This window comes from Sphingobium sp. 15-1 (genome assembly GCF_013375535.1).
Classification (GTDB): Bacteria; Pseudomonadota; Alphaproteobacteria; order Sphingomonadales; family Sphingomonadaceae; genus Sphingobium; species Sphingobium aromaticivastans.
The window spans coordinates 466439-493429 of sequence record NZ_JABXJG010000003.1 but is presented as its reverse complement, the minus strand read 5'-3'; the positions used below and the strand labels follow the sequence as shown (position 1 = coordinate 493429).

The following is a 26991-nucleotide window of genomic DNA, read 5'->3' as shown; positions in this document are numbered from 1 at the left end:
TCACCCCCCGACCCGGAGATACAGTCCTAGTAACAGCAGGGTCACCACCACAATCCACCCGTCCGCCAGTAGGCGCATGAACAGCGGTGCGTGGCGCAATTCCATAAATTCATGCATCACAAAACGGACTTTGACGAATGATACCAAGATGATCGCCATACTGGCGTGCTCGATGGACTCAAAGCCCATGCCATGGCCCATCTCCCAAGACAACAGGGTGGCACCGAGTAGAACAATCCAGGTTAGGGTAACGCGGGAGAGAATTAGGGATTTCATCATTTCACCATATAAAGTATGGGAAAAAGTACAATCCACAATAGGTCCACTACGTGCCAGAAGCAGGCACCACTTTCAATGTTGCGAATATCCTTTTCCGCGTAGACTCCTTTCCGAGCATTGCAGCTGAACGCCAAGAAGGCCAGCACCCCCATGCCGATAATCACGTGGACCATATGGATACCGGTGAACATATAGTAGTACATGTAGAATTCGGTGGTGTTGAGCGTGATCCCGAGACTGATCTTCTCACTGTATTCGAATACCTTGACCACCCCAAATCCAGCCCCGCAGAGAAAAGCGAGACTGAAGAGGGCTGTCGGCACCTTTACCCGGTTTTCTTTGACCGCATTCACCCCCATGGCGACAAACCAGGAGCTGGACAGCATCAGGGCAGTATTGAATACCCCAAATGATTTGCTCAGCATAGCCTGGGATGATGTGAACTGGGCAACATCCTCGGCGCGGTAAAACAGAAAAGTACCGAAAAACAGGGAAAAAATTAATAAATCCCCGAAGATAAATACCCAGATGCCTGGCTCGCCGGGGAGACGGAGATGGCTATGGTTGTTTCTCTTCAAAGAATGAAATGCGGAATCATTCATGAAGTACCGCCTCTTCATAGAAGGAAGCTCTCTCCCCTATTATTTTGGTTGAGCTTCGGCTAATCCGTTTAGTGTCCCGCTGTTGGAGCCCCCCCAACTTCGGGAAGAGGCTTCGACCGTTGCCTCGAAGATACAGACTATGGGTTACAGCGCCGGCAGTCATTCGATTTTTCGCCACCGCTCGTCCTCCCGGCACCCTATTCGCTTTGTTGCATGATCGCCTTGCGAAGCGCGACGAACATGACAATGAACCAGATTCCGAAAACAATTGCCGGCACCCAGAAGGACACAATGCCGCTCCAGGCAAAAGGCCCCGTCTTGAAGAAAGTCACCACCCCCGCCGGAAGAACCAGTAACGCAATCCAGAAATTGAAGAAACCTATCCAGCGCGGGAACACAGGAATTGCTGCTGTGTCGCTCAGAATGGCCAAGCCGATGGATAGGCATTGCACCACCAGTTGTCCGAACGGCATGATAAAAAACAACCAAGCCATGTCGTTAAGAACGTACGTAATTTCAACGGGGCGGTCAGGACGAAATGCAGTGATAGTCCACACCATTGCAGGAATGATGAAGATCACACTGCCCACGCAACCATTGATCATCTGCGTATAGGTCAGCGCCGGATTCACTTTCTCTATGCGCTTCATTTGTACCGATATCACAGCCGCGAACGCACCGTTCAAACCAGCCACCATGAGAATGATTACGGCTGCGATACGGATGCCATTGGTATGCTCTTGATAAAAGGTCGCAACCTCGGCAGGCGTCATCGTGGGCGACAATGGTGGAATGAATGATGCCAGCGGCCACAGGGCCAACACGAACAAGACCATGGCCAACACGCCGCTCCATGCGCATAACATTTGGTGCTTGATATTCACGCTGCCACCATTGCTATTCTTCATAAGACCTCCGCTGCGCGTCAGACGGCATAATGTTCTGGCGACTGAATGGTAAGACCGCCATCGACAACGAGAAGATGCCCGGTAACATGTTTGGCATCTCCGCTGGCCAGGAAAAGTGCTGGACCGGCGATATCGTCCGGGACCGCCCAGCGCTTCAACGGAGACATGTCGCGCAGGATCTGCCTGGGTGCAGGATCGTCGCCAATGGACTCACGGATAATGTCAGTTTCAACAGGACCCGGCAGGATGGCGTTCACACGTACGCCCGCAACGCCCCATTCACAAGCCAGCGATTTTGTCACGCTGTTGATCGCTGCTTTGGCGGCGGCATAGGGGGCGCCCACCGGCACACCGTTCAGACTGCGGATGCTTGAAATCATAATCACGGCCGCATCTGTGGCCTCGAAGAGGGTCGGCGCCAGCTGTTGCAAAAGAACAAGGGGGCCTTCGAGATTAACCGATTGCACATGCCGCCATTCGTCGAAGGCGAGATTTTGAAGCGGAGCAAACGGTCCGGCGATGCCGGCGTTGCTCACTACGATATCGACGCCGCCATAACTCGAAAGGATGTCGGCCGCGAGCCGGGGGATCGACTGGATGTCTCCCAGGTCTGCAGTCAAGGCTACGGCCTTTGCCCCCGAACTGACGATTTTCGCGGTTGCGGCGTGGAGGGCCTCACCGTCACGATCGATAAGAACCAGTTCAGCCCCTTCCGCAGCGAACCGCCTTGCAATGGCTTCGCCTATTCCGCGCGCCGCTCCAGTAATGACAGCGCGCCTTCCCCGCAAAACCTGCATCATTGTTTCCTTTTTCCTGTCGCCGTCCCGCAGCAGCAAAATCAGTGTTAGCGAGGCGAGACTGGCCCGCTCCCGCAGGAGCAGGCCAGTCGATCAGGCCGCGGCGATCCTGAAATTACCGCGGCCCCGCCGAGGGATCAAAACTTAAATCGGGCTTCCACCATGAAAGTACGCGGATCGCCGGGGACGATCGTATTGATCTGGAGGAGTTCAGCTGTCGCGAGGCCGCCGACATAATAGGTCTTTTTGAACGCATTTTTCAGATAGGCGCTCACCGACCACCCGGCATCCTCATCCTCTAGGCCAAGCCGGAAATTTGCAATGCCGTAGCCAGGAATCCTGGCGCCTGTATTGGTCCTTTGCGTCGAGGTATAAACCGTTGCCGATTGCGAGAAGTAATCGCCCCGGGCAACGGCTTTGAGGCCACCACTCAGGGGCGCCTCGACCTGCGCAAAGATTGATCCAGACGTTTTCGGCGTGTCTGGATAGGGACCGAACAGCGTGGGAGTGCCCTGAATCGAGACGGTCTGGCTCAGGAATTTGGCGTCGGTATAGACAAATGTTCCGCCGATCGAAAGCCACTCGGTCGGGTTGACTACCATGTCTGCTTCCAGGCCACGCACGCGCGACTTCGGTACGTTGACGGTAATCGCCCCCGGCGCACCACCACTGACGAAGGCGAAGGCGACGCGCTGGCCGTTCTTCACCCAGTTCTGATACACGTCAGCATTGAATCTGAAGGGAATGCTGCCCACGCGCCCCTGGAACTTGAACCCGGCTTCAACATCGGTCAGGCGCTCCTCTTCATAGCGGTTCCCACCGACGCTACCGGTCCCGATGAGCGGGGCGAGGCCGCCGTTAAAGCCTGCGCCCTTGAAGGCCCGGCGCGATGTGACGTACAGCAGGAGCTGAGAGTTCACCTGATACTGAAGACCGACGGTCCAGCTCAGATTCTTGCTGGTCGTCGACTGATTGTTACTGAAGCTGGAGGGGGGGAGGCCCGTACCGCAGCCATCCGTAGCACATCCGAATGAACCGTGGGCCGGATCCAGCGCGATCTCCGCCTTTTCATTGGTGTAGCGAATGCCTGCGGTGAATCCCAGGCCCTCCAGGCCCGTGATTTCACTCAGGTCCAGCGTGCCCTGGGCATATGCGGCCAGCGTGCGGTTCTTCTTCGTATAATCGAAGACCACATTGGCCGGCGGTGCGAGCGGCAGCAGATCAAAGAAAGCCCCTTCGATGAAGGTCTGCGTCCGTTCGCTCGAAAAATACCCGCCAACGACATACTTCAACGGACCGGCATCACCCAGCAGCTGCAGTTCGTTCGTATATTGGGCGGTGGTGCTGGCATTGAACGTGTTGTCTATCGCATAGGCCGTTCCATCGACATCGAACTGGCGCGAGCTTTTGATATGGGCATAGCCGAACAGATTCTTGATCTGCAGACTATCGCTGATGTCGTAAACGGAACTGTTTGTCACGACCACGTTCTTGGCATTGAACAGCGGCAGGTAGTCCACGTTCGTGACGAAGGGCCCGCGGGCTTGCTGGTCCGCCAGATCGCCCGCCAGGCCGCTCGGGCTGGTCCCCGGATTGGCGGCGTTAACGGTGGCGAAGGCCCCCGGGAAATTGAAAATCGTATCGAGCAGCGGTGAATAGATCAGCGCGGAGGCAGCGGGCGTCGCGGCGTCCGGCTTGAGGCCCGCGATCAGGCCTGTCATGCTCTGGCCGTCGAAGTGCGCATAATCCACCACCAGATTGTTCGTGAAGCTGTCGCCCAGCCGAAACTCCAGGCTGCCGCGCAATCCAAAACGTTCAAAGCCGCCCAGCCGGCTGTCGGTCAGGATATTGTACTGGTAGCCGTCCCGCTTCTGGTAGAATCCGGCGACACGGGCGAGCAGAACATCCTTGACGACCGGCACATTTATCGCGCCTTCCATCTTGCGAAGATCATAATTGCCCAGCGCCCCGCTCACATAGCCGCCGAAGTCCTCTTTGGGCTTGACGGTGGTGAACAGGACGGCCCCGCCCGTGGCGCTGCGCCCGAACAGCGTACCCTGAGGGCCCTTCAGGACCTGAACGGATTGCAAGTCGTAAAACGCGGAGGAACCGGCGTCTCCAGCGATCTGGATTTCATTGAAATAGGGAAGAACACCCGGTCGCGCGTCGCTAAAGGCGTCGAGCGACTGTCCGCGGATCGCGTAGTTGAGCTGATTCGATCCACCGGTGGCCCGAACCGTCAAGCCCGCAGTGTTCACGCGGAGATCCTGTTCGGAGGTGACGGCCTGTTTCACGAGGGCATCGGCCGTCAAGACCGAAACAGAAACAGGCACTTTCTGCAGGCTTTCATCGCGCCGCTGCGCCGTGACGATGATTTCCCGAAAGCCCATTCCGTCAGCGTTCTGCTCGGTTTTTCCAGCATCTTGAGCAAATGTCGGACTCGCCATGACGGTCATGCCGGTCGCCAACAGACCCAAACGATACATCTTTAGAAAATAGGCTTTCATAAATACTCTCCCATTGTCGTGCCGAGCTGCGTGTGTGCGCCCTGGCAACTTTCATTAGGTAATTCAGTGTCATGGAACGCCATAAGCTTTGGATAACGCAAAGCAATAAACATCAATTAACAATTACACGTGGAGATATAGTCTAACGATATCACTACCTATCCACATTTACTATTTTCGCTCTGACATCGATCGGCGTTCTCGCTGTAAAATTAGCCATATACTGAAATTGCTGGTCTTCGATTTCTACAGCTCTTGAGCGCGAATATAATGTGCTATAGGCGACTTCGAGCTGCAAACGGGCGAGGTTATGACCGATGCACATGTGGATCCCCGGCGCAAATGACAGCGCCTGTGGCCCTTTACGATCGAAATCTATCTGGCCCGGGTTCTCAAAAACACGGCGGTCCCAGTTAGCCGCACCGATCATGAGAAAAACAAAGTCGCCTGCACTTATGCTTTGGCCATGCAGAACATGATCCTCTTTCACTATCCGGAACATTGTTCCCAGCATTGCCGTATAACGATTCAGTTCTTCGACAACTCGTGGAAGCGCTGAAGGATTGGACGCAATGTACTTTTGATGAGCAGGCTTATCCTGCAACGCCGATACTGCCAAAGTCAGCGTGTTAGCAGTTGTCTCGAATCCGCCGATCAACATCAGCTGGAAAAGCGAAACAATTTCCGCAACGGTTAACATCTTTCCTTCATCTGACGCCGTCGCCAGCTCACTCAGCAGATCATCCCCGGGATCAGCGCGCCGCAGGTCGATCTGATGTGCCAACAGATCGGTCATCTCGAGAGTTGCCCGTTCAGCCAGATCCAACTGTGCAGGATCCGCGGTAGCTACGGCGCTTGCAAAAATGTCACCCCAATTGAGCACGCGATCGACATCGATGATGCCGCCCAGATTCAGTGTGTGAAGAAGGACTGTCGCCGTGTAACGCAAGGCGAAATCTTTCTGGAAATCGAAGGTTTCGCGCTCGGCCACTTCCTCTATCAATTTGTCCAGCACTGCCTGCGCTTTGCCGCGGTGGCGTTCAATCGAACCCTTGTTGAAAGGCTTGATGAGCAAACGCCTGATCCTGGTATGTTCGGGCGCGTCAATATTAAACACCCAGCGCCCGATATTGTCCATGAACGCCGGATAACGCTCCCAGATGGACGCGCCCAGCGCCCGCTCCAGATAGGGTTCTGTCCGTTTGTTCGAGAGACGAGGATCGCGCAGGCCAGCTTCGACATCTGGATACCGGGTTAAAACCCACCCTCGCTGGCAGTCGCTCCAGAAAACCGGCGTAGCTTCCTGTATCTTGAGGAGCTTCGGGATAAAGTCAGGACCAACGGCGTTCTTCGCCAGCCAGTCGAAGTCCAACTCCCGCTCGATACGACCGATCATTATTCATTTCCTCTAAAATAAGAGCGCAGCTAGCCCAGCTACGCCGAAGATTTGCTCACCCGTCACTGCACCGCCTTGCCGCGGGAACGCCAAGCGCCGCGACAAGCGGAGCCGGATCACCAAATTCATCCAGTCTGACTATTTTGCCGTCCCGGACAGAGAAGACCAAGCAGGCAGGGATTTCGACAATGGCGCCATTGGACTCCAGCTTGCCTGTGATGACATGGCGCTGGATGAACCCCTCTTCCGTCCAGGTAAACCGGATGTCCTGGTAGGATATCTCTGAGAACAGGCCAAAGAATTGCTCAAGAGATGCAATATTCTCGCTCTTGTTCTCATATGAATTGGTGTGATTATGCCACACTATAATGCCGTCGCCGTAGAGCGCCTCGATCGAGCTGACGTCCTTTTTCGAAAATGCTTCCGACAAAAAGCGAGAGATATCGAGGCACGACTCCCTGCTGCTTTCATAGTTGAGCATAACCCTCTCCATGGCATAGATCGTCGGGCGTACAGCATTAGACGATAATTATGCCGCACCCCTTTTCGATGTGTAGATTATTGTCGTTGATGATTATTCTATTCCGTTAGCTCGCGAGGAGTTCAGGGGGAATCCTGTCCCGGCCGATGAACTCGTCAAGTTGGACGTGGAAGTGATGGATGCGCCGCTCGAGATATCCCAAAGGGGTGCTGGAGACACCATGATCTCCCAGCGAACGCTGGAGCTTTCCGAATAGCGACACATCTTCGCCGACTACTACCTCAAGTCCGGCCTTGGACTGCTCCCAGTGAGCAGGGGGGGGGCCGTTACCCCAGTCGGCGCCGAGCTGATAAACCTGAAGCTCCGTTCGGTCGGGAGAGATCGGCCACATGAGGAGAATATGATAGCCGTCCAACGTGAGCGGAGCGTGAAAATTCGGAAATGCGACATATGTCAAAGAAGCGATAGTACGGAGATCATTGTCTGCCGCGAGGGTGGGCGCGCGGTCTGTCTGATCCGTGCGATCCCGGTAGGGATCGGACATTCCGTTCTTGTATGGCATCGCGAACATGCCATGACCGTTCCGGTACATCTCGACCACAGTGGCATCTGTGTCGACCATCGGCGTGATGGTGCGCGGATGTATTGTCTTGATATGGTAAACCTCGAGAAAGGCGTCTGAGTTCACCTTCCAATTACAAGGAACCTCGAAAGAATATTCATATACCAAACGAAGATTTTCGCTCTTCATCACCGCCAGTTCGGCCGGGATTGGATCGAGATACTCCAGAAGTGAAGGAGCCGACAAATCCTCATTAATGAAGATCCACCCGCCCCAGCACTCCACCCGGACCCGCTTCAACGACTTCTTTTTTTTGTCAAGGCCCGGAAACTCACGCTCATTGGGAACGACAACCAAAGAGCCTTCAAGATCATAGGTCCAGGCATGGTAGCCACAAGTCAGCCGATTGGCATGGCCGCATTTCTCAGGAACGACAGGCCCGCCGCGATGCTGGCATGTATTGTAGAAAGCACGGAGATTGCCATCCTGCCCACGCACAATGACGATGTCTCGGCCCAATTTCTGGAACTGGAGATAATCGCCGGGCGTGCGCACCTGCTCTTCCCGGCCCGCGCATACCCAGGTCTTGGGCCAGAAATATTTCTGCTCCAGATCCCAGAAACGCTGGTCTGTATAACGACCGGCGGGAAGCTCTTTTGGCAAATGGAAGTCCGGCGGCGCCGAAGTACGTGCACGCTCATGAGCGAACTTCTTTTCAAGCTCATCAACGCTCAACTCGTGCATCTCATCCTCCGACGTCTAATTCTGATTGCCGATATAGGCGCCGCTCTCATTCTGATCCGGCTATAAGCCGGGCCGCGGTTGCGTGACCGTATCAACATCCTTGTCGATTGAACAGTAATGGTGCATCAACGACGAGTCAAGGGCTTGGTTGTCCCTGGCGTCCTGCAGGTGTGCCTTGCAGATCGTGCGAGCCATTCGGGTCCGTCACCGAGGGCGGATCCGCGCAGAAACGACAACGCATCACATTTTTGCTGATTACGTCGATTGAGCCCGGGCTCTCTTTTGAGGCACCCCTTGAAGCTGCTGCACCGCTCGGCGGCGAGCCGGATTTCCGGAGTGAGTGCCCTTCGCCATGTCGACAACAGATCGTGTCCCAACGCATGGTGTAGGTTCGCCGGCGTAGCCATGGCGATCTCCGGCTAGAGCCGGGTTGATCACGCACCCATGGGCGGCAGCGTGACGTACGGATCATCGCCGATTTGAGCGACGCTTTCCAGTGTCATGTTGCGGGCGCGCTGGACCGCCCATTCGTCATTCTGTTCCAGCAGGATAGCCCCCACGAGGCGGGTGATGGCGTCCTCGTTGGGGAAGATGCCGACCACCTCTGTGCGCCGCTTGATTTCGCCATTGAGGCGCTCGACCGTGCCCGCGCGCGTCTCCCAATCCCGATCGCGGTAGCCATTGCGCTGGGCCTGCCGCTCCGCGCTCTTCTCGCCATAAGCGGCACCCGTCAGCCCACCGACCTCGAGTTCCATCAGCCGCTGCGCCGCAAAGCCGATCATCTCGCGTAGAAAATCGCTGTCGGCGCTCTTTCCCAGCAGCGCCTGAACGTCCATCATCTCCTTGGTCATCGGGATCTCCATAGCTTGAGTCTCGCAACCCAAATCTATCCGAGATCTCCGATGGCCACCCGCGAAACTGACCGGCCGCTACTGCGCTTGATCGATGAGCGCGCGTCCGGTCAGCTTCGCTAACCGCCGAGCTACACCATCACCGGGGGCACGACCTCGACACAAGTGACGGAGATCGCATTGGACCGCCTGACGCCGATCATCTCTTGATAGATCGAACCCGATGGCGCCAGCCGCCGCGTGGCGTGATGTTGCGACTTTGGCGGACGCCGCACCCTTGGCGAGGCTTGGCTTTACAGATCATTTAACGTACTGAGTCTCTGAAAAGTTACGGATGAATCATGCCTCGAACCTCAAGCCAGCCCGCCGACATTGCGAAAACTGCGGAGGAAAGTGGCGCTGGCGCCGCGCCTGCGAAGGCGCCACGCGCACCTCACAAAAGAAGGCCGCAGGAGGTATTGGCCCGCATTATGGAGGCAGCCACGGCAGCCTTCACCCGTGACGGCTTTAAAGGCGCCCGCATGCGCTCGATCGCGAGCGATGCCGGCATTACCATACAATTGCTGACCTATCATGTGAAGAACAAGGAGCGGCTGTGGGAAATGGTGATGGAGCATATGCTCGCTCACTACGAACTGTTCCGCACGGATACAAAGACGCTGCCGCAAGACGCCAGCGCCTCTGCTCGTCTTCGTCGCCTGATCGCGGATATTGTGCGATATAGCGCCAGCGAACCCAAGCTCCACCGGATCATGACACAGGAAGGTGCGCAACCATCACCAAGGCTTGCCTGGCTCAGCGAGAAGTTTACGCGTCCGGCTTATGAAGAATTTGTAGCATTGGCAGCACAAGCGCAGCGAGAAGGGTCCATTCGAAGCGACATACAGCCCGAACGCCTGCGTTTCGCTGTCGTCGCGATGGCGTCGGTTCCCTTCTCCGTATCCGCAGAGTATGAGTATTTCACCGGGAAGGACCCGTTCTCCCGGGGTGAAATCGAGCAGACGATCAACCTGATTTTACATATGGTGTTCGAAGACTGAGGTTCAGCCGGAGATAGCAAGCAGAGTTCAGCTCAGCTTGCGCTCGTCCAGTCCCAGGCTCCGGCCGATGATTTCCTTCATGATCTCCGACGTTCCTGCGAAGATTCGGCTTATGCGGGCATCCGTATACATGCGGCTGATACGATATTCTTCCATATAACCAGCGCCGCCGTGAAGTTGCACGCAAGCATCCATGACGCGTCCCTCCAGTTCGCTGCACAGCAGTTTCGCCGATGACGCGTCTTCCGCTGTGAGTTGTCCGGCATTGTGAAGCAGGACAAGCTGATCGACGTAGGTTTGCAGCGCGTCGAGTTCTGCTCGCATCTGCGCCATGACAAAGCGGCTGTTCTGAAATGCGCCGATCGGCTTCCCGAACGCCTTGCGCTGCTTCACATAGTCCAGTGTCAGGTCGAAGGCAGTCTGTGCCGTCGCCATGAAGCCGATCGCGCCGACCAGCCGTTCCTGCGCGAGAAAACGCGCGAGATAAGCGAAGCCTTGCGTCGGTTCGCCAAGCACATTGGCCTTCGGCACTTTGACATCGCTGAAGAAAAGTTCGGCTGTATCCTGCGCTTTCAGGCCCATCTTGGCGAGCTTGCGCCCCCGTTCGAAGCCTTCCATGCCGCGTTCCACCAGGAATAGCCCCAGACCATGACGTGATTTTGGATCCGTGCGTGCTGCGACCACGATGACGTCGCCCAATATTCCGTTTGAAATATAGGTCTTGGCGCCGTTCAGAAGCCAATGGTCGCCCCTGTCCTGGGCGCTGGTCTTGATACCCGCCAAGTCGCTGCCAGTGCTCGGTTCCGTCATTGCCACTGCGAGGATCGCCTCCCCGCTGATGATTCCCGGCATCAGTCGGCTCTTCTGCTCTTCATTGCCAAGCTTGGCGATATAAGGGGCCACCAGGTTACTGTGCAGGTTTATGTAGAAGCCAATGTCTCCGTGGCGCATGTTCTCCTCTATTATGATCTGCTCGAAGCGGAAATCATCAATGCCGGCGCCGCCATATTTCTCGTCCGCCCAGGTGCACAGCAACCCTTGCGCGCCTGCCTTTCGGTATATTTCGCGGTCGACGATTCCCGCCTCGCGCCAGCGGTCGGCATGAGGTCCGACTTCATTCTGCATGAAGCGGATGACGCTGTCGCGAAACTGCTCGTGCTCAGATTCGAAGATCAAGCGGCGCATGCCTGCTTCTCCTTGGCATCCGCATAAAAACCCGTTCCCGAAGCCGCCTTTTCCCGCAGCCAAGCAGAGGGCGCAAACCGGGCGCCATAGCGTTGCGCCAACCGATCAGCCTCACGCACGAAATGCTCGATGCCGACCGTATCGATATAACTGATCGGACCACCAGTCCAGAGCGGGAAGCCCCAGCCATAGACCGCCCCGATGTCGGCATCCTCGGGCGTCTCGATCACGCCTTCCTCGATGCACCGCGCCGTTTCGATAGCTTGCGCGTAGAAGAGCCGGGTCTTGAGTTGCTCCACCGATGGCTGCTGGTCGGACGGCGGGAAAACTTCGGCTAGCCCCGGCCAAAGTCGCTTTTTGCCGCTATCCGGATAATCGTAAAAACCCTTGCCCGATTTTCGGCTGGTGCGCCCGATATCGCGCATCCGATACATGACGGGCATGCCCGGTGGGGGCACGAACTGCGGACCCTCCTGCTCGATGGCCTGTTCCACAATCTTGATCGGCAGGTCCATGGAGGTCTCATCGAGCAAGGCGAGCGGCCCCACCGGGAAGCCTGCCGAACGTGCGGCATTTTCGATGAGCGCAGGTTTCACGCCGTCAGCCAGCATCGCGGCGCCCTCGTTGATGAGCGTCTGATAGACGCGGCTGGTGTAGAAGCCGCGGCTATCGTTGACGACAATCGGAGTCTTGCGGATTTGCGCGATGAAATCGAGGCCTTTCGCCAGAGTCTCATCCGAAGTCCGCTTGCCGCGGATCACCTCGACCAGGGCCATGCGATCCACCGGAGAAAAGAAATGCATGCCGATGAACTGGTCGGGCCGCGTCGAGGCCTGGGACAGGTTGCTGATCGGCAACGTCGACGTGTTTGTCGCGAAAATGGCTGTCGCCGGAATGACCGCCTCCGCCCGGCGGGTCACGTCCGCCTTGATTGCCACATCCTCGAACACCGCCTCAATCACAAGGTCGACGTCAGCCAGCGGCCCATAATCCGGCGTGGGGAGAATGCGCGCGCGCACTGCATCGACCGCTTCCTGGGTCGTGCTGCCCCTCTCCAGCGCTTTGCCGAGAACCTTTGCAGCATAGCTCTTGCCCTTTTCTGCAGTAGCGGCATCGCGATCAATCAACACCACGTCGATTCCGGCCTGCGCGGCGACCAGCGCGATGCCCGCACCCATCATTCCTGCGCCGAGGATCCCGACTTTCTTGACCGCCACCTTCTCAAAACCCTCGGGACGCCGCGCTCCCTTCTCTACCGCCTGCTTCGAAATGAAGCTGGTGCGGATTATGTTGCGCGCCGATGGATGCGTCAGAAGCTTCGCGAAATACTTGCTTTCGATCGACAGGGCCCGGTCGAATGGCAGCTGCACTCCTTCAAACACGCAAGAGAGGATCGCCGTGGGCGCGGGCAGGTTATAGCCTGCCTTCCTAACGGCCCCGGCAGTCGCCATCGTGAACATGGCCGCGGTTTCCGGCAGCACCATGCCGCGGGACTCGGACAGCGCAAAACCCTTGCGGTCCCAGTCACGCAGCATATCGGGAGCGGCCTCGATCAGCTGCTTTGCCTTGGCGATCAGTTCGTCTGCGGGGACGACAGCATCCACCATCTTCAGTTTCAACGCCTCGGCGGATCTCACCGCGCGGCCGGACAGCAGCAGGTCGAGCGCGACCTTCACGCCGGTCACGCGTGGTAGCCGCTGGGTGCCGCCCGACCCTGGCAGGAGTCCGACATTAACCTCCGGCAATCCGACGACCAGCTTTGGATCGTCAACCGCTACCCGATAATGGCAAGCGAGCGCGAGTTCGAACCCGCCGCCCAGGCACGTGCCGTTTATTGCAGCCGCAACCGGCTTTCCCATCGTCTCCAGAGCGCGATGCATACGGGTCGCGGCTTGGCTGAATTCATAAGCTTCCGCAGCAGTCATTTTCCCATAGCAATTGACAAGGAACTTAAGATCCGCGCCGGCCATGAACACCTTCTTGCTCGATGTTATGACGAGACCCTTGATTGCGTCGTCGGCCTTCACCGCTGCGATCGCCTCATTCATCTCGTCAAGCCAGGCTTGCGACACGACGTTCATGCTCTCATCGGCATTGTCGAGGGTGAGGATGGCCATGCCGTCGTCGCAACGGTCCAGTCGAATGTGACGCATGTTGATTGCTTTCTTGAAAATAGGAGGAGTTAAACGCGTTCGATGATGGTGGCAGTACCGAGCCCATTGCCCGCGCACAGCAGCGCCATCGCGGTGCCCTTCCCGGTGCGTTCCAGTTCATCGAGGGCCGTGCCCAGGATCATCGCGCCGGTGGCGCCGAGCGGATGGCCCAGAGCAATCGCGCCCCCGTTCACATTCACCTTCGCATGGTCGATCTCCATGCGGTTCATGAACCGCAGAACGACGCTCGCGAAGGCTTCGTTCAGCTCGTACAGATCAATCTCATCCTTCGTCATGCCGGCATTTTTCAGTGCCTTGTTCGCGACGTCGGCGGGCGCCGTCAGCATGATCGTCGGCTCCGAACCGATAGAAGCCCACGCACGGATTCTGGCACGGGGCGTCAGTCCGGCGGCCTTACCGAAATCGGCACTGCCCAGCAGAATCGCGCCGGAACCATCGACTATGCCGGAGCTGTTGCCGCCCGTATGGACAAATTCCATATCCTCGATCTCTGGATAACGTTCGCGCGCGACACGATCGAAACCCAACGCGGCCATGCCCGGAAAGGCAGGCTTCAGCGCCGCAAGGCTTTCGACAGTGGAGCCTGGCCGGCGATGTTCGTCATGCGTCAGTATGACTTCGCCAATCACGTCCCTTACCGGAACGACAGACCTATCGAAGCGCCCCTCGTCCCAGGCCAAAGCCGCGCGGCGCTGGCTTTCAACGGCGTAGGCATCGACATCGGTGCGGCTATAGCCATCAAGCGTCGCGATCAGGTCAGCACCTATGCCCTGCGGCGCGAAATAATTATGATGGGCGACACGCGGATCGGCCGACCAGGCCCCGCTGTCATAGCCCATAATCACGCGGCTCATCGATTCGACGCCGCCGCCAATGCCGGCCTGGCTCATGCCGGACGCGATCTGGCCGGCAACATTGTTGACGGCTTCCAGCCCCGAAGCGCAGAAACGATGCACCTGCTGTCCCGCCACTGACTGGGCATAGCCCGCGTTCAGAACCGCAGCCCGTGCGAGTACGCCGCCCTGCTCCGCCACTGGCTGAGCGCAGCCGATCACGACGTCATCCAGAAGGGAAGTATCGAGACCGTTGCGGTCGCGCAACGCCTCCAGCACCTGGGTCGCCAGCTGGACGGCGGGAATTTCGTGCAGCGCTCCGTCGGGCCTGCCCTTGCCCCGGGGTGTGCGGGCATGGTCGTAAATATATACGTCCGTCATCATTGTATCTCCTCACCCCTGACATACAGCTACTTTGCAAATGGTCAATAGTGAGATACATCGCGACCATCGGCGAACAAGGTCGCCTGTTCGAGAGCAAGGAGAAGATTATGGGTCCGCTGTCCGGCATGACTGTCGTCGAGCTCGCTGGTGTCGGACCCGGGCCGATGGCCGGAATGCTGCTCGCCGATCTTGGCGCGACGATTATTCGCGTCGATCGGCTTGAACCAGCGAACCTTGGTGTACCGTTCGATGCGCGCTTCGACGTTCATGCGCGCGGACGGCGATCCATCGCACTGGATCTGAAGAATTCGTCCAGCGCGGAAATCCTGTTTCGGCTCGTGGATCGGGCCGACATATTGATCGAGGGCTTTCGCCCCGGCGTAATGGAAGGGCTGGGATTTGGACCGGACGAACTATGCGCCCGCAATCCCGGCTTGATCTATGCCCGTATAACCGGTTTTGGCCAGACCGGTCCGCTCGCGAAGGCGGCCGGCCACGACCTGAATTTCATCTCACTCACCGGGGCCCTTGAGGCGATCGGCGAAAGGGATGGAAAACCGCTGCCGCCGCTCAATCTTGTCGGCGATTACGCCGCGGGATCGCTGTATCTGGTGATGGGCGTCCTTGCCGCGTTGGTCGAACGTGCAAGTTCCGGCCTCGGACAGGTAGTCGACTCGGCAATTCTGGATGGCGCAATTTCATTGATGTCTGTCTTCTATGGCCTTCGCGCCGGCGACGCGTGGAGCCTTCAGCGCGGCGATAATTATCTGGACGGGGGCGCACCGTTCTACGACAGCTATGAAACGAGCGATGGCCGCTACATGGCGGTGGCACCAATCGAGCCGAAATTCTTCCGTCAGCTCGGCGAGAAGATCGGCCTTGATCCCGCTCTGGTCGCTGCCCAGCTGGACCGATCACGCTGGCCGGACATTCGTAGGGCCATGACGGAAATCTTCAAGTCTCGCAGCCAGAAGGAATGGATCGAACTGCTCGAAGGCACGGACTGTTGCGTGACTCCCGTGCTGACGATGGATGAGGCGCGACATCATCCGCATGTCCAAAGCCGGGGCCTGTTCAGGCAAGTAGACGGCGTTTGGCACCCTGTATCGGCACCGCGGTTCAGCCGCAGCATCGCTTCGGGACCTGCGCCGATCCCAAGGGCGGGGCAGGACAATAGCACCATCCTGGCCGACGTCGGGTTTTCCGAGACGGAGATCGCCGCCCTACAGGAGGAGGGCGCTGTCGGATAAACGGAGCATTACCGCTCCGTCTCGACGGGATTCTCAATATGACCAATCCCGTCGATTTCCACGCGCACCCGATCGCCGGCCTTAAGGAAGCAGGGCGGCGTCATGGCGCCCCCTACCCCGCCGGGTGTGCCGGTAAAGATGACATCGCCCGGTTCCAACGTCATAGCCTTGCTGAGCTCCTCTACCTGCGCAGCACAATCGAAGATGAGATGCCGCGTATTCGAATCTTGCCGCTTTTCGCCATTAACGAAGGTACGAATTCCTAGACTGACGGGATCCAGTTCATCGGACGTCACGATCCAGGGGCCAAAGGGCGCATGGCTATCGAAGGATTTACCGAGCACGAATTGTGACGAGCGGAATTGCCAATCGCGCACGCTCACATCATTGCCGACGCAATAACCGAAGATCACATCCTTGGCCCGTTCCTTCGAAACGTGACGGCAACGCTTGCCGATCACAAAAACGAGTTCGGCCTCATAATCGAGCGCGCTGGACACCTTTGGCAATTGGATCGGGTCGTAGGGACCGTTTGCAGCCGTCGCCGCCTTACTGAACCAAAGCTGCCCGGCCGGCAATTCCATGTTCGCCTCGGCAACGTGGTCGGCATAGTTCAGGCCGATGCCGAAAATCTTGCCGGGCCTTGCGATTGGAGCGCAGGGCTGCACATCGGAAAGACGATAATCGACGGTGCCGCGAGCCGCTTCGCACGCGGAACGGTGGATTTCCCAGTCCGCGATCAGCAGTTCCATCCGATCGCCGATCGCTGCAATCCGGGAAGTCAGGTCCGCGACAGCATCCCCTTCCAGGACACCCAGCTTCGGAAGTTCACCTCCCACGGAAAAGCGCAGCAGCTTCATATTTTCCTCCTTGATCCGGCTATGTTCTAAAGCGACCAGCCACCGCCCGCAACGATGACCTGGCCGCTGATATAATCAGCCTCCGGCAGACAAAGCAGGTAAACCGCCCCCGCCGCCTCTTCCGGCGTTCCGGCCCGGCCCAATGGGATGCCATTTTCCATGGCCTCCATGATCTCCAGGCTGACGCCGGCCCTAATTTCCCTGCCCTTCATCGAGATCGTCCCACGGCCTGGCTCGCCGGTTGTCATGCGCGTGGCTATCGCACCGAAGGCGACGGCATTGACCGTGATATTGTATCGCCCCCACTCCTTCATTAACGTCTTGGTCAAGCCGACTATGCCCGCCTTTCCCGCGGCGTAGCCGGCTTGGCCGGCATTGCCACCCAGCCCTGCCACTGAAGAAATGTTGATGACCGTGCGCCGCACCGCACGGCCTCCCTCAGCCATTTCACCCTTGGCGAGAGCCGCTAGAACGGGCTGAGCCGCGCGGAGTATCCGGAAGGGCGCGGTTAGATGGACGTCAAGCATCGCCATCCATTGCTCGTCGCCCATCTTCTGAATCACACTATCCCAGGCATAGCCGGCGTTGTTGACGATGATGTCGATCGTTCCGAAGGCATCTATTGCGGCGGCGACGAATTTTTCCCCGAAATCGGGCGCAGTAACATCGCCGACGTAAAGGGCGGCCCGGGCGCCCAAAGCCTCTATCTCCTGCGCCGTTTTCTGAGCGAAATCCTCGTCCAGATCATTGATCAGGACATTGGCGCCCGCCTCAGCCAGTTTGAGCGCTATAGCCCTGCCAATGCCTCGTCCGGAACCAGATATCAGCGCGACTTTGTCGTGGAGAATTTTCAACGTCATGTCCTTCTAGGTCGCTCGCGACTTCATGTCGCCGCCGCGCATCGATGGAATTTCGACCGGATCTCAGGATCAGCGGCGAATTGCACATACCAGTCCATGGCGCCCGGGTCCGCCATCGCATCTGATGTCGTGACCTTCCCAACCGGAGTCCCCATCACAAGCTTGCGGACCGGAACCTCCATCTTCTTGCCGGTGAGGGTATAAGGGACCTTCGGAACCTGGAGGATCACGTCGGGTACATGACGCGGACTTGTCTGATTCCGTAAGCTGAGCTTGATCTCATCGGCCAGCTTGTCGTCAAGAACGTCGCCGGCGCGAAGCTGGACGAACAGGGGCATATAGTACCCGCCGTCCGCCGTCTCGCAGCAGATGATCACGCTGTCGGCGATCCGGCTGATCCCCGCAAGAACGTCGTAAATCTCGGATGTACCGATCCTGATTCCGAAACGGTTCAGCGTTGCGTCCGCCCGCCCATAGATATAGCCGCCGCCGGTTGGGGTGATCTTGATGAAGTCGCCATGGCGCCACACCCCTGGATAGGTGTCGAAATATGTACTATCGTAACGGGCGTTTCCTTCATCCCCCCAAAAAAACAGGGGCTGCGAGGGAAAAGGACGGACAACGACCAACTCGCCGATCTCGTCGATCACCGCTGCGCCGGAATCATCCCATGCCTCCACCGCGATGCCCAGCATTCGCCCCTGCATCTCCGCCGCGCGGACAGGTTTGGACGGCACGGGGCCGAGGAGGCCGCCGCACAGGTCCGTTCCACCCGACGTGTTCATGACCCATATGTCAGGCCCCAACTGGTCGTAAAGCCATTCGAAAGTCAATGGCGTCGAAGGCGCACCGCCGAGAACGACCTTATTGAGACAGGCCAAATTCCGGGCACCACGCGGCTGGATGCCGGCTTCTTTCATCATACCGATCAAAGTCGGGCTGGCGCCGAACATCGTTGCGCTGCATTCTTCGGCCAGATCCCAGAGTTTGTCGAGACGAGGCCAGGTCGGACTGCCATCATAAAGTATGGCGGTGGCGCCTGCGAGCAGCGATCCCATGACCGAGTTCCACATCATCCATCCGGTGGTCGTGTAGAAGAACATGGACTGGCCGGGTTTCAGATCGAAATGCAGCCGCATCGCTTTCGACTGGTCAAGGACCATGCCGACATGGCTGTGGACGATCGCCTTCGGCAAACCGGTGGTGCCGGATGAGAATAATATCCAGAGCGGATGATCGGCGGTCACGCGTTCAAAGACGAAAGCCTCCCGCGACGGCCCCGGCTGCGAGAGCAGCTCTTCCCAGACAAGCATCCTGCGCCCTAGATCTTCCGGTCGGTCCATTCCGAGATAGGACAGCCAGATGACATCCTGAACACTTGGCAGCTGTGCAACGATCGCCGCCACTTCGCTCCGACGGTCGAAACGCTTGCCAGCGAAGCTGTACCCGTCAGCGGCGAAGATCAATTTTGGCTCGATCTGTGAAAAGCGATCAACGACCGTCTTGACCCCAAACTCCGGCGCGGCCGCCGACCACACTGCTCCAATCGCGGTCGTTGCGAGCATCGCGATGGCAGCTTCGGGAACGTTCGGCATGTAGGACACGATCCGGTCGCCCGGCTTTATGCCGAGGGCCCGCAGCGCCGTCGCCACATTGCGAACCGCATCCCCCAGCGCAGACCAGGTCATGGTGTCGAGCGGGCGAATTTCACTGCTGTGGCACAGCGCGATCTCGTCAGGCGCGGCCCTCGCCTCATGCCGCAACGCATGTTCGGCATAGTTGATCCTGGCGCCGACGAACCATCGGGTGGAGATCATCTCCGTTCCGCTCATCACGCTTTCGTAAGGACCGTCGCTGAGAATATCGAGATAGGCCCATAGCGCAGCCCAGAAACCCTCGACATCATCGGCCGACCAACGCCACAACGCTTCAAAGTCGTCGAAGTGCAAGTCACGCGCCGTTTCGAGCCAACGCATGAAATCTGCCATGCAGGATGCATCGAATTGCTCGGCAGGTGGATTCCAGCAAATCTCTCCTTCGGCCAACATAGCTTATTTCTTCACGATCATGGCAGGTTTCGCCGTACGTTGCGCGATCCGCCAACCATCCGCCGTACGACGGAACAGGTCATGAAACTCGGCAAGGCCCGCTGCTCCGGCGACCTCGTTGGGGCCCTCGTCGGTCCCTTCTCCAAGGAACATGACCGTATAGGTCACTGCGACAGCCTCATCAGCCTCGACCTTCTCAAAAAACGGCAAGCCGCACAGGTGCCTGGTCGCGATATGAGCCGGGCGAGCGGCCATCAGGTCGCGGAGCGCGGCCGCCCCTTCGACCCTGGCGTCGGGCCGCTCAAAGACGCAATCGTCGGTGAAAAGATCGACCAGTTCGTCATATCTCCGGCGGTCCACGAGAAAGACATAGCCTGCCACCAGCCGCCCGCATTCGGTTTCAATCGCCATGCGCTCGCGCAAGTCCATCATCTTGGATTGCATTTCCTCTCTCGACCTTTCCAATTCTCTCGGCAGCCCATACTGACCATGTTCGTTTTTACTTGTCAATCGATCAATATCGCTGATAGCGCTACGGGCGTGGCTTTCAAGGGAACGTGTTTATGGCAGGCCTATTCGATTTGAGTGGAAAGCAGTGTCTGGTGACCGGCGGCGCGCAGGGACTGGGCAGAATGATCGCGGAGGGACTGCTGCGGGCGGGTGCTGCCGTCGCCATCACGTCGCGCAAGGCCGATTTGGCCCAAGCGAACGCCGCCGAAATGTCGGCGCTCGGTCCTTGCACCGGCTACGGGGCCGACCTTTCAACGGCCGAGGCTGCTGTCGAATTGGTTGCGCGCTTTTCCGCGGATGTTGGCAGATGCGACATATTGGTGAACAATGCGGGCAAGACCTGGGGCGCATCGATCGACAGCTTTCCAGACAAGGCCTGGTCCAGCGTGATGACGGTCAATGTCCAGACCCCGTTCACCATGATCCGCGAATTACTGCCCCTGCTGCGCGCGAGCGGCACGCCCGATGATCCGGCGCGGATCATTAATATCGGCTCGGTGGCCGGTGCAAAGGTGGAACGGCTCAACTCGTACAGCTACACCGCTAGCAAAGCCGCCATCCACATGTTGACGCGAGAACTGGCGGCCGATCTGGCCGTCGACAATATAACGGTCAATGCGATCATTCCCGGCTATTTTCCGACCAAGATGACCGCGCATCTGCGTGATGACGAACAGGTCGATCCAGCGACGCTCGCCCATATTCCCTTACATCGCCTAGGCCGGCCAGACGACATCGCGGCGGCCATCATATATCTTTCATCGCGCGGCGGCAGCTACATAACGGGCGCTCATATTCCCGTTGACGGGGGGCTGATGGGCTGTGGTTGAGAATGTCACGCAGACGGCGGGGGCAGCAAGTTATTGAGACGCGCGGAAAACTCAGGCTTCCCGCAAGCAGCTTGCCTTCCTTTGGACCAAGCGCGAAAACTTAGAGACAAAATGGAAGCCAATGCTCGATTTCGTCACCTACGCTGGTCGGCTCGTAAAACTGATCCATCCCGGCGATCGTGCTGTAGCCGGCGTCAATCGCCTCTACAGAAAGCTCGCGATCTATCATGCCCCGGCCCGTTCCCAGCGCAACCCGCGCCACACGACCGGACCATGCGGAGAAGGTCTGGCCCGTCACGTCGCACCTTTCGCTCGCAAGCCATGTAACAAGCGGAGCGACAAGCTCAGGCAGCATTGATTTCTTGGTCAGATCGATCTGTTTCAGCTGTTCCGGTGACAAACCATCCGCCAAATGCATTCTGCTGAAAGCTCCGGGTGCAATAGTGTTGACGAAAACGTTGTTGGCCAGCCCCTCGATCGCCAGGACGCGCATGAGTCCCTGGACCGCTCCCTTGGCGGCCGAATAGCTGGCAGTGCCGTTGGCGCCGAATAAGCTTGCTCCCGACCCGGTCATGACCACCTGGCCGAAATTCTGGGAAACGAAGATGGGCCACGCTGCTTTGGTGACATGGTAGTGGCCCAGAAAATGAACGCGCCAGAGGCGCTCAAAGTCGGCGGCCTCTGTCTCCTGGAAGCTCTTCACCTCAAACGTTCCCGCGTTATTGATGATCGCGTCCAATCGCCCAAACTCGTGCATCGCCTGCGTAATAATCTCAGCAGCGGCAGACGGGTCTGAAATGTCGCCAAGATTGGTCACTGCCCTGCCGCCCCGCGCGACGATCTCGCTTGCGACAGCCTGCGCCACGCTGGCATCGGCCCCCTTTCCATCGACTTGGGAGCCAAGATCATTGACCAGCACCGCCGCGCCCTCGGCAGCAAGCTGCAGTGCATATGCCCTCCCCAGGCCACGGCCGGCGCCGGTTACGGCCACCACGCGACCCTTCATCGAGTTGCCGTCCTGCATAAGCAATGCTCCTGATAATATGGCGAGCAAAGCACTGTCGCGCCGGTGACGCGAAGTTGCAGCCGTTCAGATACCTGCCCGACCAGCAACTATCCTCGAAACTCCGGCCTGAGTCGGGATGCCACCGCAAACCGTGACGAGGAATGGCATCATAGCCATTTAGAGTCCTCCATCGGGAGAAACCCCTCCGACTTCAGTCGGATACTGGCTTCAGCCACAGACTCGGCCAGTAGCCTGTACCCTCGGAGAAAAATGAACAGCCCGAAGGGCGAGAGTTCATTTTTCTCCGAGGGTACAGGCTATGGGCTACAGCAGCGGTTGTCACACAACATTTCATCATCGCTACCATCTGGTCTGGGCGCCGAAATATCGGTTCAAGGTGCTCCATGGTGAGGTACGCCTGCGGGTGCGCGAGATCATCCGACAGGTCTGCGCCGAGATGGGCGTGACCATTGTCCATGGCGTATTGTCTCGCGACCACGTCCACATGTTCGTCGAGATACCGCCCCACGTCTCGGTCAGCGACTTCGTGCGGCGCGCCAAGGGCAGGTCATCGCGCAAGATCCAGCAGGAGTTCGAGCATATCCGCAAGCGCTACTGGGGCCAACGCTTCTGGCAGCGGGGCTACTTCTCGACGACATCCGGCAACATCACCGATGACACCATCCTGCGTTATCTCGACAAGCATGGCCACAAAAATGGCTTCAGCCCCTCCGCATGATCCTACCGGCGTCAGCCGGTCAGTTATTCAGCTTTTCAGTTGACAAGGACTTTGCCTGCCGTAATTGAAGGATAGTGGTCGGGCAATTTAGCGCCATTGCGATATCTTTGCTCCCCTCCAGATGATCGAAGTTGCTTCCACGGAGTGGCGAATACCGTCGCAGAACGGCGTGGGTGTGTGAAGGAGAAGGTTCGAATGGCACATGACACGACGCAGGTCGTAATCGCCGGAGGGGGGCCGGTGGGCATGACCCTGGCTCTGGAACTAGCTCACCATGGCGTTCATTCGATCCTTCTTGAGCGAAACGCATCCACGACACGTCATCCCAAGATGGACCTCACCAATGGCCGCAGCATGGAGCATTTCCGGCGGCTGGGAGTCGTTCAGGCCCTGCGTGCCGCCGGCGTACCACCGTCCGAACCGCACGATGTCGTCTGGGCGACTTCGGCAACAGGATATGTGTTGCATCGCTTTGCCTATCCCAGCGCCGACGGTTATCGGGATCGCGTCCGCGTATGCAACGACGGGACGGGTACGCTCGAACCCTCAATGCGGGTGTCCCAGATCGTTCTCGAACCGGTGCTTAAGGCCCAGATCGATGCCTCACGCTATGTGGATGTGCGATTTGGGTGCGCTTATGAAGCGTTCGAACAGGATGCGGATGGCGTTACGACAACTGTCCGCAACGCTGGGAGCGGCGAAACGCAGCTGATCCGTAGCCATTTCCTCGCAGGATGCGACGGTGGCGGCAGCGCGGTTCGCAGAGACGCTGCGATCACGCTCACAGGCCAACATGCCGTGGCGGAAGCCTATATGGTGCATTTCCGGTCCACCGCTTACGACGTCCTGGCGAAATTTGGCATTAGCTATCATTTGCAGACGGCACGGGGTACCATCATCGCGCAGAATGGCAAGGATATCTGGACCTTGCAGACGCTGGCGCCGCCCGATTCCGATCCTGACGAACTGCTACGCGCCTTTGTCGGCCGCGACTTCGAATATGAGATATTGGTGGCCAACCCCTGGACGCCCCATCTGGTGACGGCTGACAGCTACCGGTCTGAGCGCGTTTTCCTGGCCGGAGACTCAGCGCATCAGGTGATCCCAACCGGCGGTTACGGCATGAACACGGGTGTTGGAGACGCCGTCGATCTAGGCTGGAAGCTGGCTGCATTCGTAAATGGCTGGGGGGGCGAGACCCTCCTGAACAGCTATGAAGCTGAACGGAGGCCCATTGCCGAGCAAAATGCCGCGACGGCCCTTCAGAATCTTGAAGTACGCCTTGCCATCGCCGACGCGATAGCAGGCGGTGAAGCGCTGGGCGACCTGAACACTTCCGATCTCTCGACCGTCCGCATCGAAGTCGGCCGGAAAATCGCAAAGCTTGGCAATGCGGAGAACGAAAGCTGGGGGATTGAGCATGGCTACCGCTACCAACCTTCTCCCGTCGTGCAGCCAAGTGCCGACCTGCCAGCGTTCGACCCCGTACGTTGCCCCAGTTTCGCCGTCGCAGGGGGCAGGCTGCCGCACTATTATCTCGCCGATGGCAGCGCGCTTTTCGACCGATTGGGACGTGAATTCAGCCTGATCGTGATCGGCCATCAGGATGTTGATCCAGCCGTTCGCGCCGCCGCCGAGATGAGCATCCCCCTGACGACGATCATTTTGCAGTCCGAAGAAATTCTGAATAATTTGGGCGCCCGCCTGCTGCTGGTCCGACCGGATCAACATGTTGCGTGGCTCGGAACCGCCGCGCCCGACAGTTGGACAAGCATATTTGCGATGGCTGCAGGATTGGGTCAGGATTCCAACTTGGCCGCAGCGTGACGGCGCCTGCGCAAATGCTCGTCGCCCAATAAGAAACTTGTCGGACCTACTTCGCGGCATCATTTCAGCGCTGCATGCTGGGCCGAGACGATGTCATATAGATCGTAGATCGTCGGCTCAGCGCGTATGCTGCCTGACACGCGAATAGAGCTACGGGTGCAACGCAAACGCGGCCACGCCTGCGTCCCAAGCTGCGTCCACATCCTGCCATTGGTCCGGCGCGCAGACCGGCCAGCCTGAGCTTTCGCCCATATCACGGATCGCGAGATGGGCGCTGAGCCACAGTAATTTCCCAGGTTCGGTCAGGCCGGGCGAGTGCCCGAACTCAAGAGCAGATGCGGAGCTTCCCCGGCCTGAAGCCGCGCGATCAACAAGTCAGGGTCGATCTCAACGCCAATCGGGTTTTTTGCGAAGGCATCCGAGCGGAAATAATCATGAGCCTCCTGCAATGTTTCGAAATTATCGACCTGCAGCTCGATCTGATTCCCGTCCGGATCGTTATAATATAGGGACGTCGTCAGGCCATGATCGATCTTCCAATAAGGCAAGATATCGATCTCCTTCAATCGGGCATAAGTATGGAGAAGATCCTCTATAGAGCCATAGGAAAAGGCGACGTGGTCGATTCCGGAAGCTTTGTGATTGGGTTCTTCGAGACCCGGAATCTTCCCGATCGCGATCCGATGATGTTCATCATCAAAATACAAAAACGCCAGATTGCCATTGTCGTAGATCGGCTCGGCGTGAAAAACCTTTTTGTACCAGTCAATGAGGGCGCGCACATTCTTCGTACGGATTACGAAATGTGCAAGCCGAACCGGCACGATCTTTCGCTCCTGCCGCCCATCCTCCGTTTGCTTAGTCGCCGTGGGCATTCTGTGCTCCATACAAGGTCAACCCTATAACTTGTCAATAGATCAGCACTACAATGCCCCCCAGTCCGAGTCAACGGAGAGTTCCTGTAATCAGCACGAACGCCCGTCTGGCACGAGTCTTCGATATCTCAAGCGTCAGCCTACGGTCCGAGCAAATACGGATGGGGCGCATGGCCCCGATCAGCAAGTCTTTCAACTGATCGAAGATAAAGCGGGTGGCGTCGACTGACAGCCGCCTCCCGCCGCGGCTCCGTCGAGTGGTCTTCGGTGCGCTACGTGTCGTACCGCCCCGACTAAACGCCGCTTGTAATGCGCATCCGCGATCTTGCGGCGGCGCGGACGCGGTACGGCTACTTCAGGATCTACCTTTTGCTGCGCAGGGAGGGATGATTTGTGGCATCTCCGGAACATCTAATGAGACCTGTGCGCGGGTGGGCGTAGACAGGCGCGTGAATTGCTGATTCTATGGGCTTTCCAATGAGGAGAGTGGCCGTGGCGCAGGGTTCAATTGGGCAGGAGCGGTTTGGGTTTTCAGGGTCCGAGAGGACGACGTCATCCCTGGACGCGCTTGTATCGCTGATTGATTGGCGCGCGGTCACGGTTCTTCTCGATCCGCTTTATCCGGCCTCCAAAGGTGAACCCGCCTGGCCGCCTCTGGCAATATTCAAAGCGCTCCTGTTGTCGATCTGGTATGATCTGTCCGATGTGAAGCTGGCTGAGGCCTTGGACGACCGGGCCTCTTTTCGCCGCTTCTGTGGGTTTTCCGCGAATGAGGCGACGCCCGAGCGTACCGCGTTTGTCAGATTCCGTCGGCTGCTGGTCGCGCACCAACTGGACCGATCGCTGTTTGAAACCGTGACCATGCAGCTCAAGGCCAAAGCGGTGACGGTCAAGACCGGTACACTGGTCGATGCCACCATCATTGCCTCGGCCAGTGAAGACGATGATGATGCGCGCTGGGTGAAGCACAAAAGAAAACGGGCTGTTCACGGCTTCAAGGCCCACGTGGGCGCCGATGCCGCTACCGCGTTGGTCGAGGAAGTGTCCATCACACCGGCAAATATCAATGACGGCAAAGCAGGTCCCCAAGCCTTGCCCGACAATCCCGGTGAGGTGTTTGCCGACAGCGCCTATCGCGGCAATCACTTTTGTGATGCCGTGCTGGCAAAGGGCGGCACTCCCCGGATCGTCGCCACCGGCATGTGGGGCCGCGACGAAGCTGAAACGCTGCGCAAGCTCCATGAATGGAATCAACCGATCCATCGCATGCGCGCCCGCATCGAGAAGATCTTCGGTACATGGAAGCGATGCTATGGCCTGCGTCGAATGCGATGGCGAGGTCTCGCCAAAGCCGCCGTCCAAGTCCACCTCACCGCCATCGCCTACAACCTCAAGCGCACGATGAATATTCTCTCGGCTCCAGCATGATATCGCCTCCGACCG

General features: G+C 58.1%; 25 protein-coding genes and 1 pseudogene. 7 read left to right on the top strand and 19 right to left on the bottom strand.

Features of this window, described 5'->3' with window-relative positions; genetic code table 11:
- The 10 genes from HUK72_RS25305 to HUK72_RS27095 all read right to left on the bottom strand — a co-directional run bounded on the left by HUK72_RS25305 (position 1) and on the right by HUK72_RS27095 (position 9402).
- Positions 1-279, bottom strand: a complete 279-nt coding sequence (locus HUK72_RS25305; RefSeq protein ID WP_176599253.1) for a cytochrome C oxidase subunit IV family protein — start codon at positions 277-279, stop codon at positions 1-3.
- Positions 276-881: a cytochrome c oxidase subunit 3 family protein gene (locus HUK72_RS25300; protein WP_176599252.1), complete on the bottom strand. Its 606-nt coding sequence runs from the start codon at positions 879-881 to the stop codon at positions 276-278. The genes HUK72_RS25305 and HUK72_RS25300 overlap by 4 nt, the downstream gene beginning before the upstream one ends.
- A 197-nt stretch (positions 882-1078) precedes the next feature.
- A complete protein-coding gene (locus tag HUK72_RS25295) occupies positions 1079-1789 on the bottom strand; it encodes a hypothetical protein (protein WP_176599251.1) in 711 nt (236 codons plus the stop codon).
- A 17-nt stretch (positions 1790-1806) separates the two neighbouring features.
- The gene (locus tag HUK72_RS25290; RefSeq protein ID WP_176599250.1) at positions 1807-2589 is read right to left on the bottom strand and encodes an SDR family NAD(P)-dependent oxidoreductase; all 783 of its coding nucleotides are present in this window, start codon (positions 2587-2589) and stop codon (positions 1807-1809) included.
- A 134-nt stretch (positions 2590-2723) separates the two neighbouring features.
- Positions 2724-5093, bottom strand: a complete 2370-nt coding sequence (locus HUK72_RS25285) for a TonB-dependent receptor (protein ID WP_176599249.1) — start codon at positions 5091-5093, stop codon at positions 2724-2726.
- A gap of 154 nt (positions 5094-5247) precedes the next feature.
- Positions 5248-6489: a cytochrome P450 gene (locus tag HUK72_RS25280; RefSeq protein ID WP_176599248.1), complete on the bottom strand. Its 1242-nt coding sequence runs from the start codon at positions 6487-6489 to the stop codon at positions 5248-5250.
- A 55-nt stretch (positions 6490-6544) separates the two neighbouring features.
- Positions 6545-6970, bottom strand: coding sequence for a nuclear transport factor 2 family protein (locus HUK72_RS25275; protein ID WP_176599247.1), 426 nt, complete (start codon positions 6968-6970; stop codon positions 6545-6547).
- Between the two features lie 106 nt (positions 6971-7076).
- Positions 7077-8276, bottom strand: coding sequence for an aromatic ring-hydroxylating dioxygenase subunit alpha (locus tag HUK72_RS25270; protein ID WP_176599246.1), 1200 nt, complete (start codon positions 8274-8276; stop codon positions 7077-7079).
- Between the two features lie 434 nt (positions 8277-8710).
- Complete coding sequence (locus HUK72_RS27725) at positions 8711-9127, bottom strand: transposase (RefSeq protein ID WP_176599245.1); 417 nt, start codon at positions 9125-9127, stop codon at positions 8711-8713.
- Between the two features lie 131 nt (positions 9128-9258).
- Positions 9259-9402, bottom strand: coding sequence for a hypothetical protein (locus HUK72_RS27095; RefSeq protein WP_218036284.1), 144 nt, complete (start codon positions 9400-9402; stop codon positions 9259-9261).
- Between the two features lie 195 nt (positions 9403-9597).
- Here HUK72_RS27095 and HUK72_RS25260 point away from each other — a divergent pair, with 195 nt between their 5' ends.
- Complete coding sequence (locus HUK72_RS25260; RefSeq protein ID WP_176599244.1) at positions 9598-10167, top strand: TetR/AcrR family transcriptional regulator; 570 nt, start codon at positions 9598-9600, stop codon at positions 10165-10167.
- Between the two features lie 27 nt (positions 10168-10194).
- Here the strand turns inward: HUK72_RS25260 and HUK72_RS25255 are convergent, their stop codons facing one another.
- The 3 genes from HUK72_RS25255 to HUK72_RS25245 are packed head-to-tail and all read right to left on the bottom strand — an operon-like array spanning position 10195 to position 14743.
- Positions 10195-11352, bottom strand: coding sequence for an acyl-CoA dehydrogenase family protein (locus HUK72_RS25255; RefSeq protein WP_176599243.1), 1158 nt, complete (start codon positions 11350-11352; stop codon positions 10195-10197).
- Positions 11340-13505 carry a 3-hydroxyacyl-CoA dehydrogenase NAD-binding domain-containing protein gene (locus HUK72_RS25250; RefSeq protein ID WP_176599471.1) on the bottom strand — a complete coding sequence of 722 codons (2166 nt, stop codon included), beginning with the start codon at positions 13503-13505 and terminating at the stop codon, positions 11340-11342. The genes HUK72_RS25255 and HUK72_RS25250 overlap by 13 nt, the downstream gene beginning before the upstream one ends.
- A 29-nt stretch (positions 13506-13534) precedes the next feature.
- The gene (locus HUK72_RS25245) at positions 13535-14743 is read right to left on the bottom strand and encodes an acetyl-CoA C-acetyltransferase (RefSeq protein WP_218036283.1); all 1209 of its coding nucleotides are present in this window, start codon (positions 14741-14743) and stop codon (positions 13535-13537) included.
- Between the two features lie 47 nt (positions 14744-14790).
- Between HUK72_RS25245 and HUK72_RS25240 the strand changes: the two genes are divergently transcribed.
- A complete protein-coding gene (locus HUK72_RS25240; RefSeq protein WP_369806067.1) occupies positions 14791-15993 on the top strand; it encodes a CaiB/BaiF CoA transferase family protein in 1203 nt (400 codons plus the stop codon).
- An 8-nt stretch (positions 15994-16001) separates the two neighbouring features.
- Here the strand turns inward: HUK72_RS25240 and HUK72_RS25235 are convergent, their stop codons facing one another.
- The 4 genes from HUK72_RS25235 to HUK72_RS25220 are packed head-to-tail and all read right to left on the bottom strand — an operon-like array spanning position 16002 to position 20193.
- Positions 16002-16853, bottom strand: coding sequence for a fumarylacetoacetate hydrolase family protein (locus HUK72_RS25235; protein WP_176599242.1), 852 nt, complete (start codon positions 16851-16853; stop codon positions 16002-16004).
- Between the two features lie 26 nt (positions 16854-16879).
- Positions 16880-17713, bottom strand: coding sequence for an SDR family NAD(P)-dependent oxidoreductase (locus HUK72_RS25230; RefSeq protein WP_255326012.1), 834 nt, complete (start codon positions 17711-17713; stop codon positions 16880-16882).
- A 23-nt stretch (positions 17714-17736) separates the two neighbouring features.
- Entirely contained in the window at positions 17737-19761 is a 2025-nt protein-coding gene (locus tag HUK72_RS25225) for an acetoacetate--CoA ligase (RefSeq protein ID WP_176599240.1), read from the bottom strand.
- Positions 19762-19764: 3 nt separating this feature from the next.
- The gene (locus tag HUK72_RS25220) at positions 19765-20193 is read right to left on the bottom strand and encodes a nuclear transport factor 2 family protein (RefSeq protein WP_176599239.1); all 429 of its coding nucleotides are present in this window, start codon (positions 20191-20193) and stop codon (positions 19765-19767) included.
- Positions 20194-20324: 131 nt separating this feature from the next.
- Here HUK72_RS25220 and HUK72_RS25215 point away from each other — a divergent pair, with 131 nt between their 5' ends.
- Entirely contained in the window at positions 20325-21101 is a 777-nt protein-coding gene (locus tag HUK72_RS25215; RefSeq protein WP_176599238.1) for an SDR family oxidoreductase, read from the top strand.
- A gap of 100 nt (positions 21102-21201) precedes the next feature.
- On the opposite strand, the gene HUK72_RS25210 is transcribed toward HUK72_RS25215, so the two are convergent.
- Positions 21202-22125 carry an SDR family NAD(P)-dependent oxidoreductase gene (locus HUK72_RS25210; RefSeq protein ID WP_176599237.1) on the bottom strand — a complete coding sequence of 308 codons (924 nt, stop codon included), beginning with the start codon at positions 22123-22125 and terminating at the stop codon, positions 21202-21204.
- A 301-nt stretch (positions 22126-22426) separates the two neighbouring features.
- Here HUK72_RS25210 and tnpA point away from each other — a divergent pair, with 301 nt between their 5' ends.
- Both tnpA and HUK72_RS25200 read left to right on the top strand, forming a co-directional pair.
- Positions 22427-22846 (top strand): IS200/IS605 family transposase, encoded by a 420-nt coding sequence (gene tnpA / locus HUK72_RS25205; protein WP_176596385.1) that lies wholly within the window; start codon positions 22427-22429, stop codon positions 22844-22846.
- Positions 22847-23023: 177 nt separating this feature from the next.
- The gene (locus HUK72_RS25200) at positions 23024-24673 is read left to right on the top strand and encodes an FAD-dependent monooxygenase (protein WP_369806066.1); all 1650 of its coding nucleotides are present in this window, start codon (positions 23024-23026) and stop codon (positions 24671-24673) included.
- A 302-nt stretch (positions 24674-24975) separates the two neighbouring features.
- Here HUK72_RS25200 and HUK72_RS25195 read toward each other — a convergent pair whose 3' ends face one another.
- Positions 24976-25548, bottom strand: a complete 573-nt coding sequence (locus HUK72_RS25195; protein WP_176599236.1) for a VOC family protein — start codon at positions 25546-25548, stop codon at positions 24976-24978.
- 234 nt (positions 25549-25782) lie between these two features.
- Here HUK72_RS25195 and HUK72_RS25190 point away from each other — a divergent pair.
- Together HUK72_RS25190 and HUK72_RS25185 are read left to right on the top strand one after the other, a co-directional pair.
- Positions 25783-25935: pseudogene (locus HUK72_RS25190) on the top strand (IS3 family transposase); the annotation flags it as partial.
- Positions 25936-26040: 105 nt separating this feature from the next.
- A complete protein-coding gene (locus tag HUK72_RS25185; protein ID WP_176599235.1) occupies positions 26041-26976 on the top strand; it encodes an IS5 family transposase in 936 nt (311 codons plus the stop codon).
- The last annotated feature ends 15 nt before the right edge of the window (positions 26977-26991 follow it).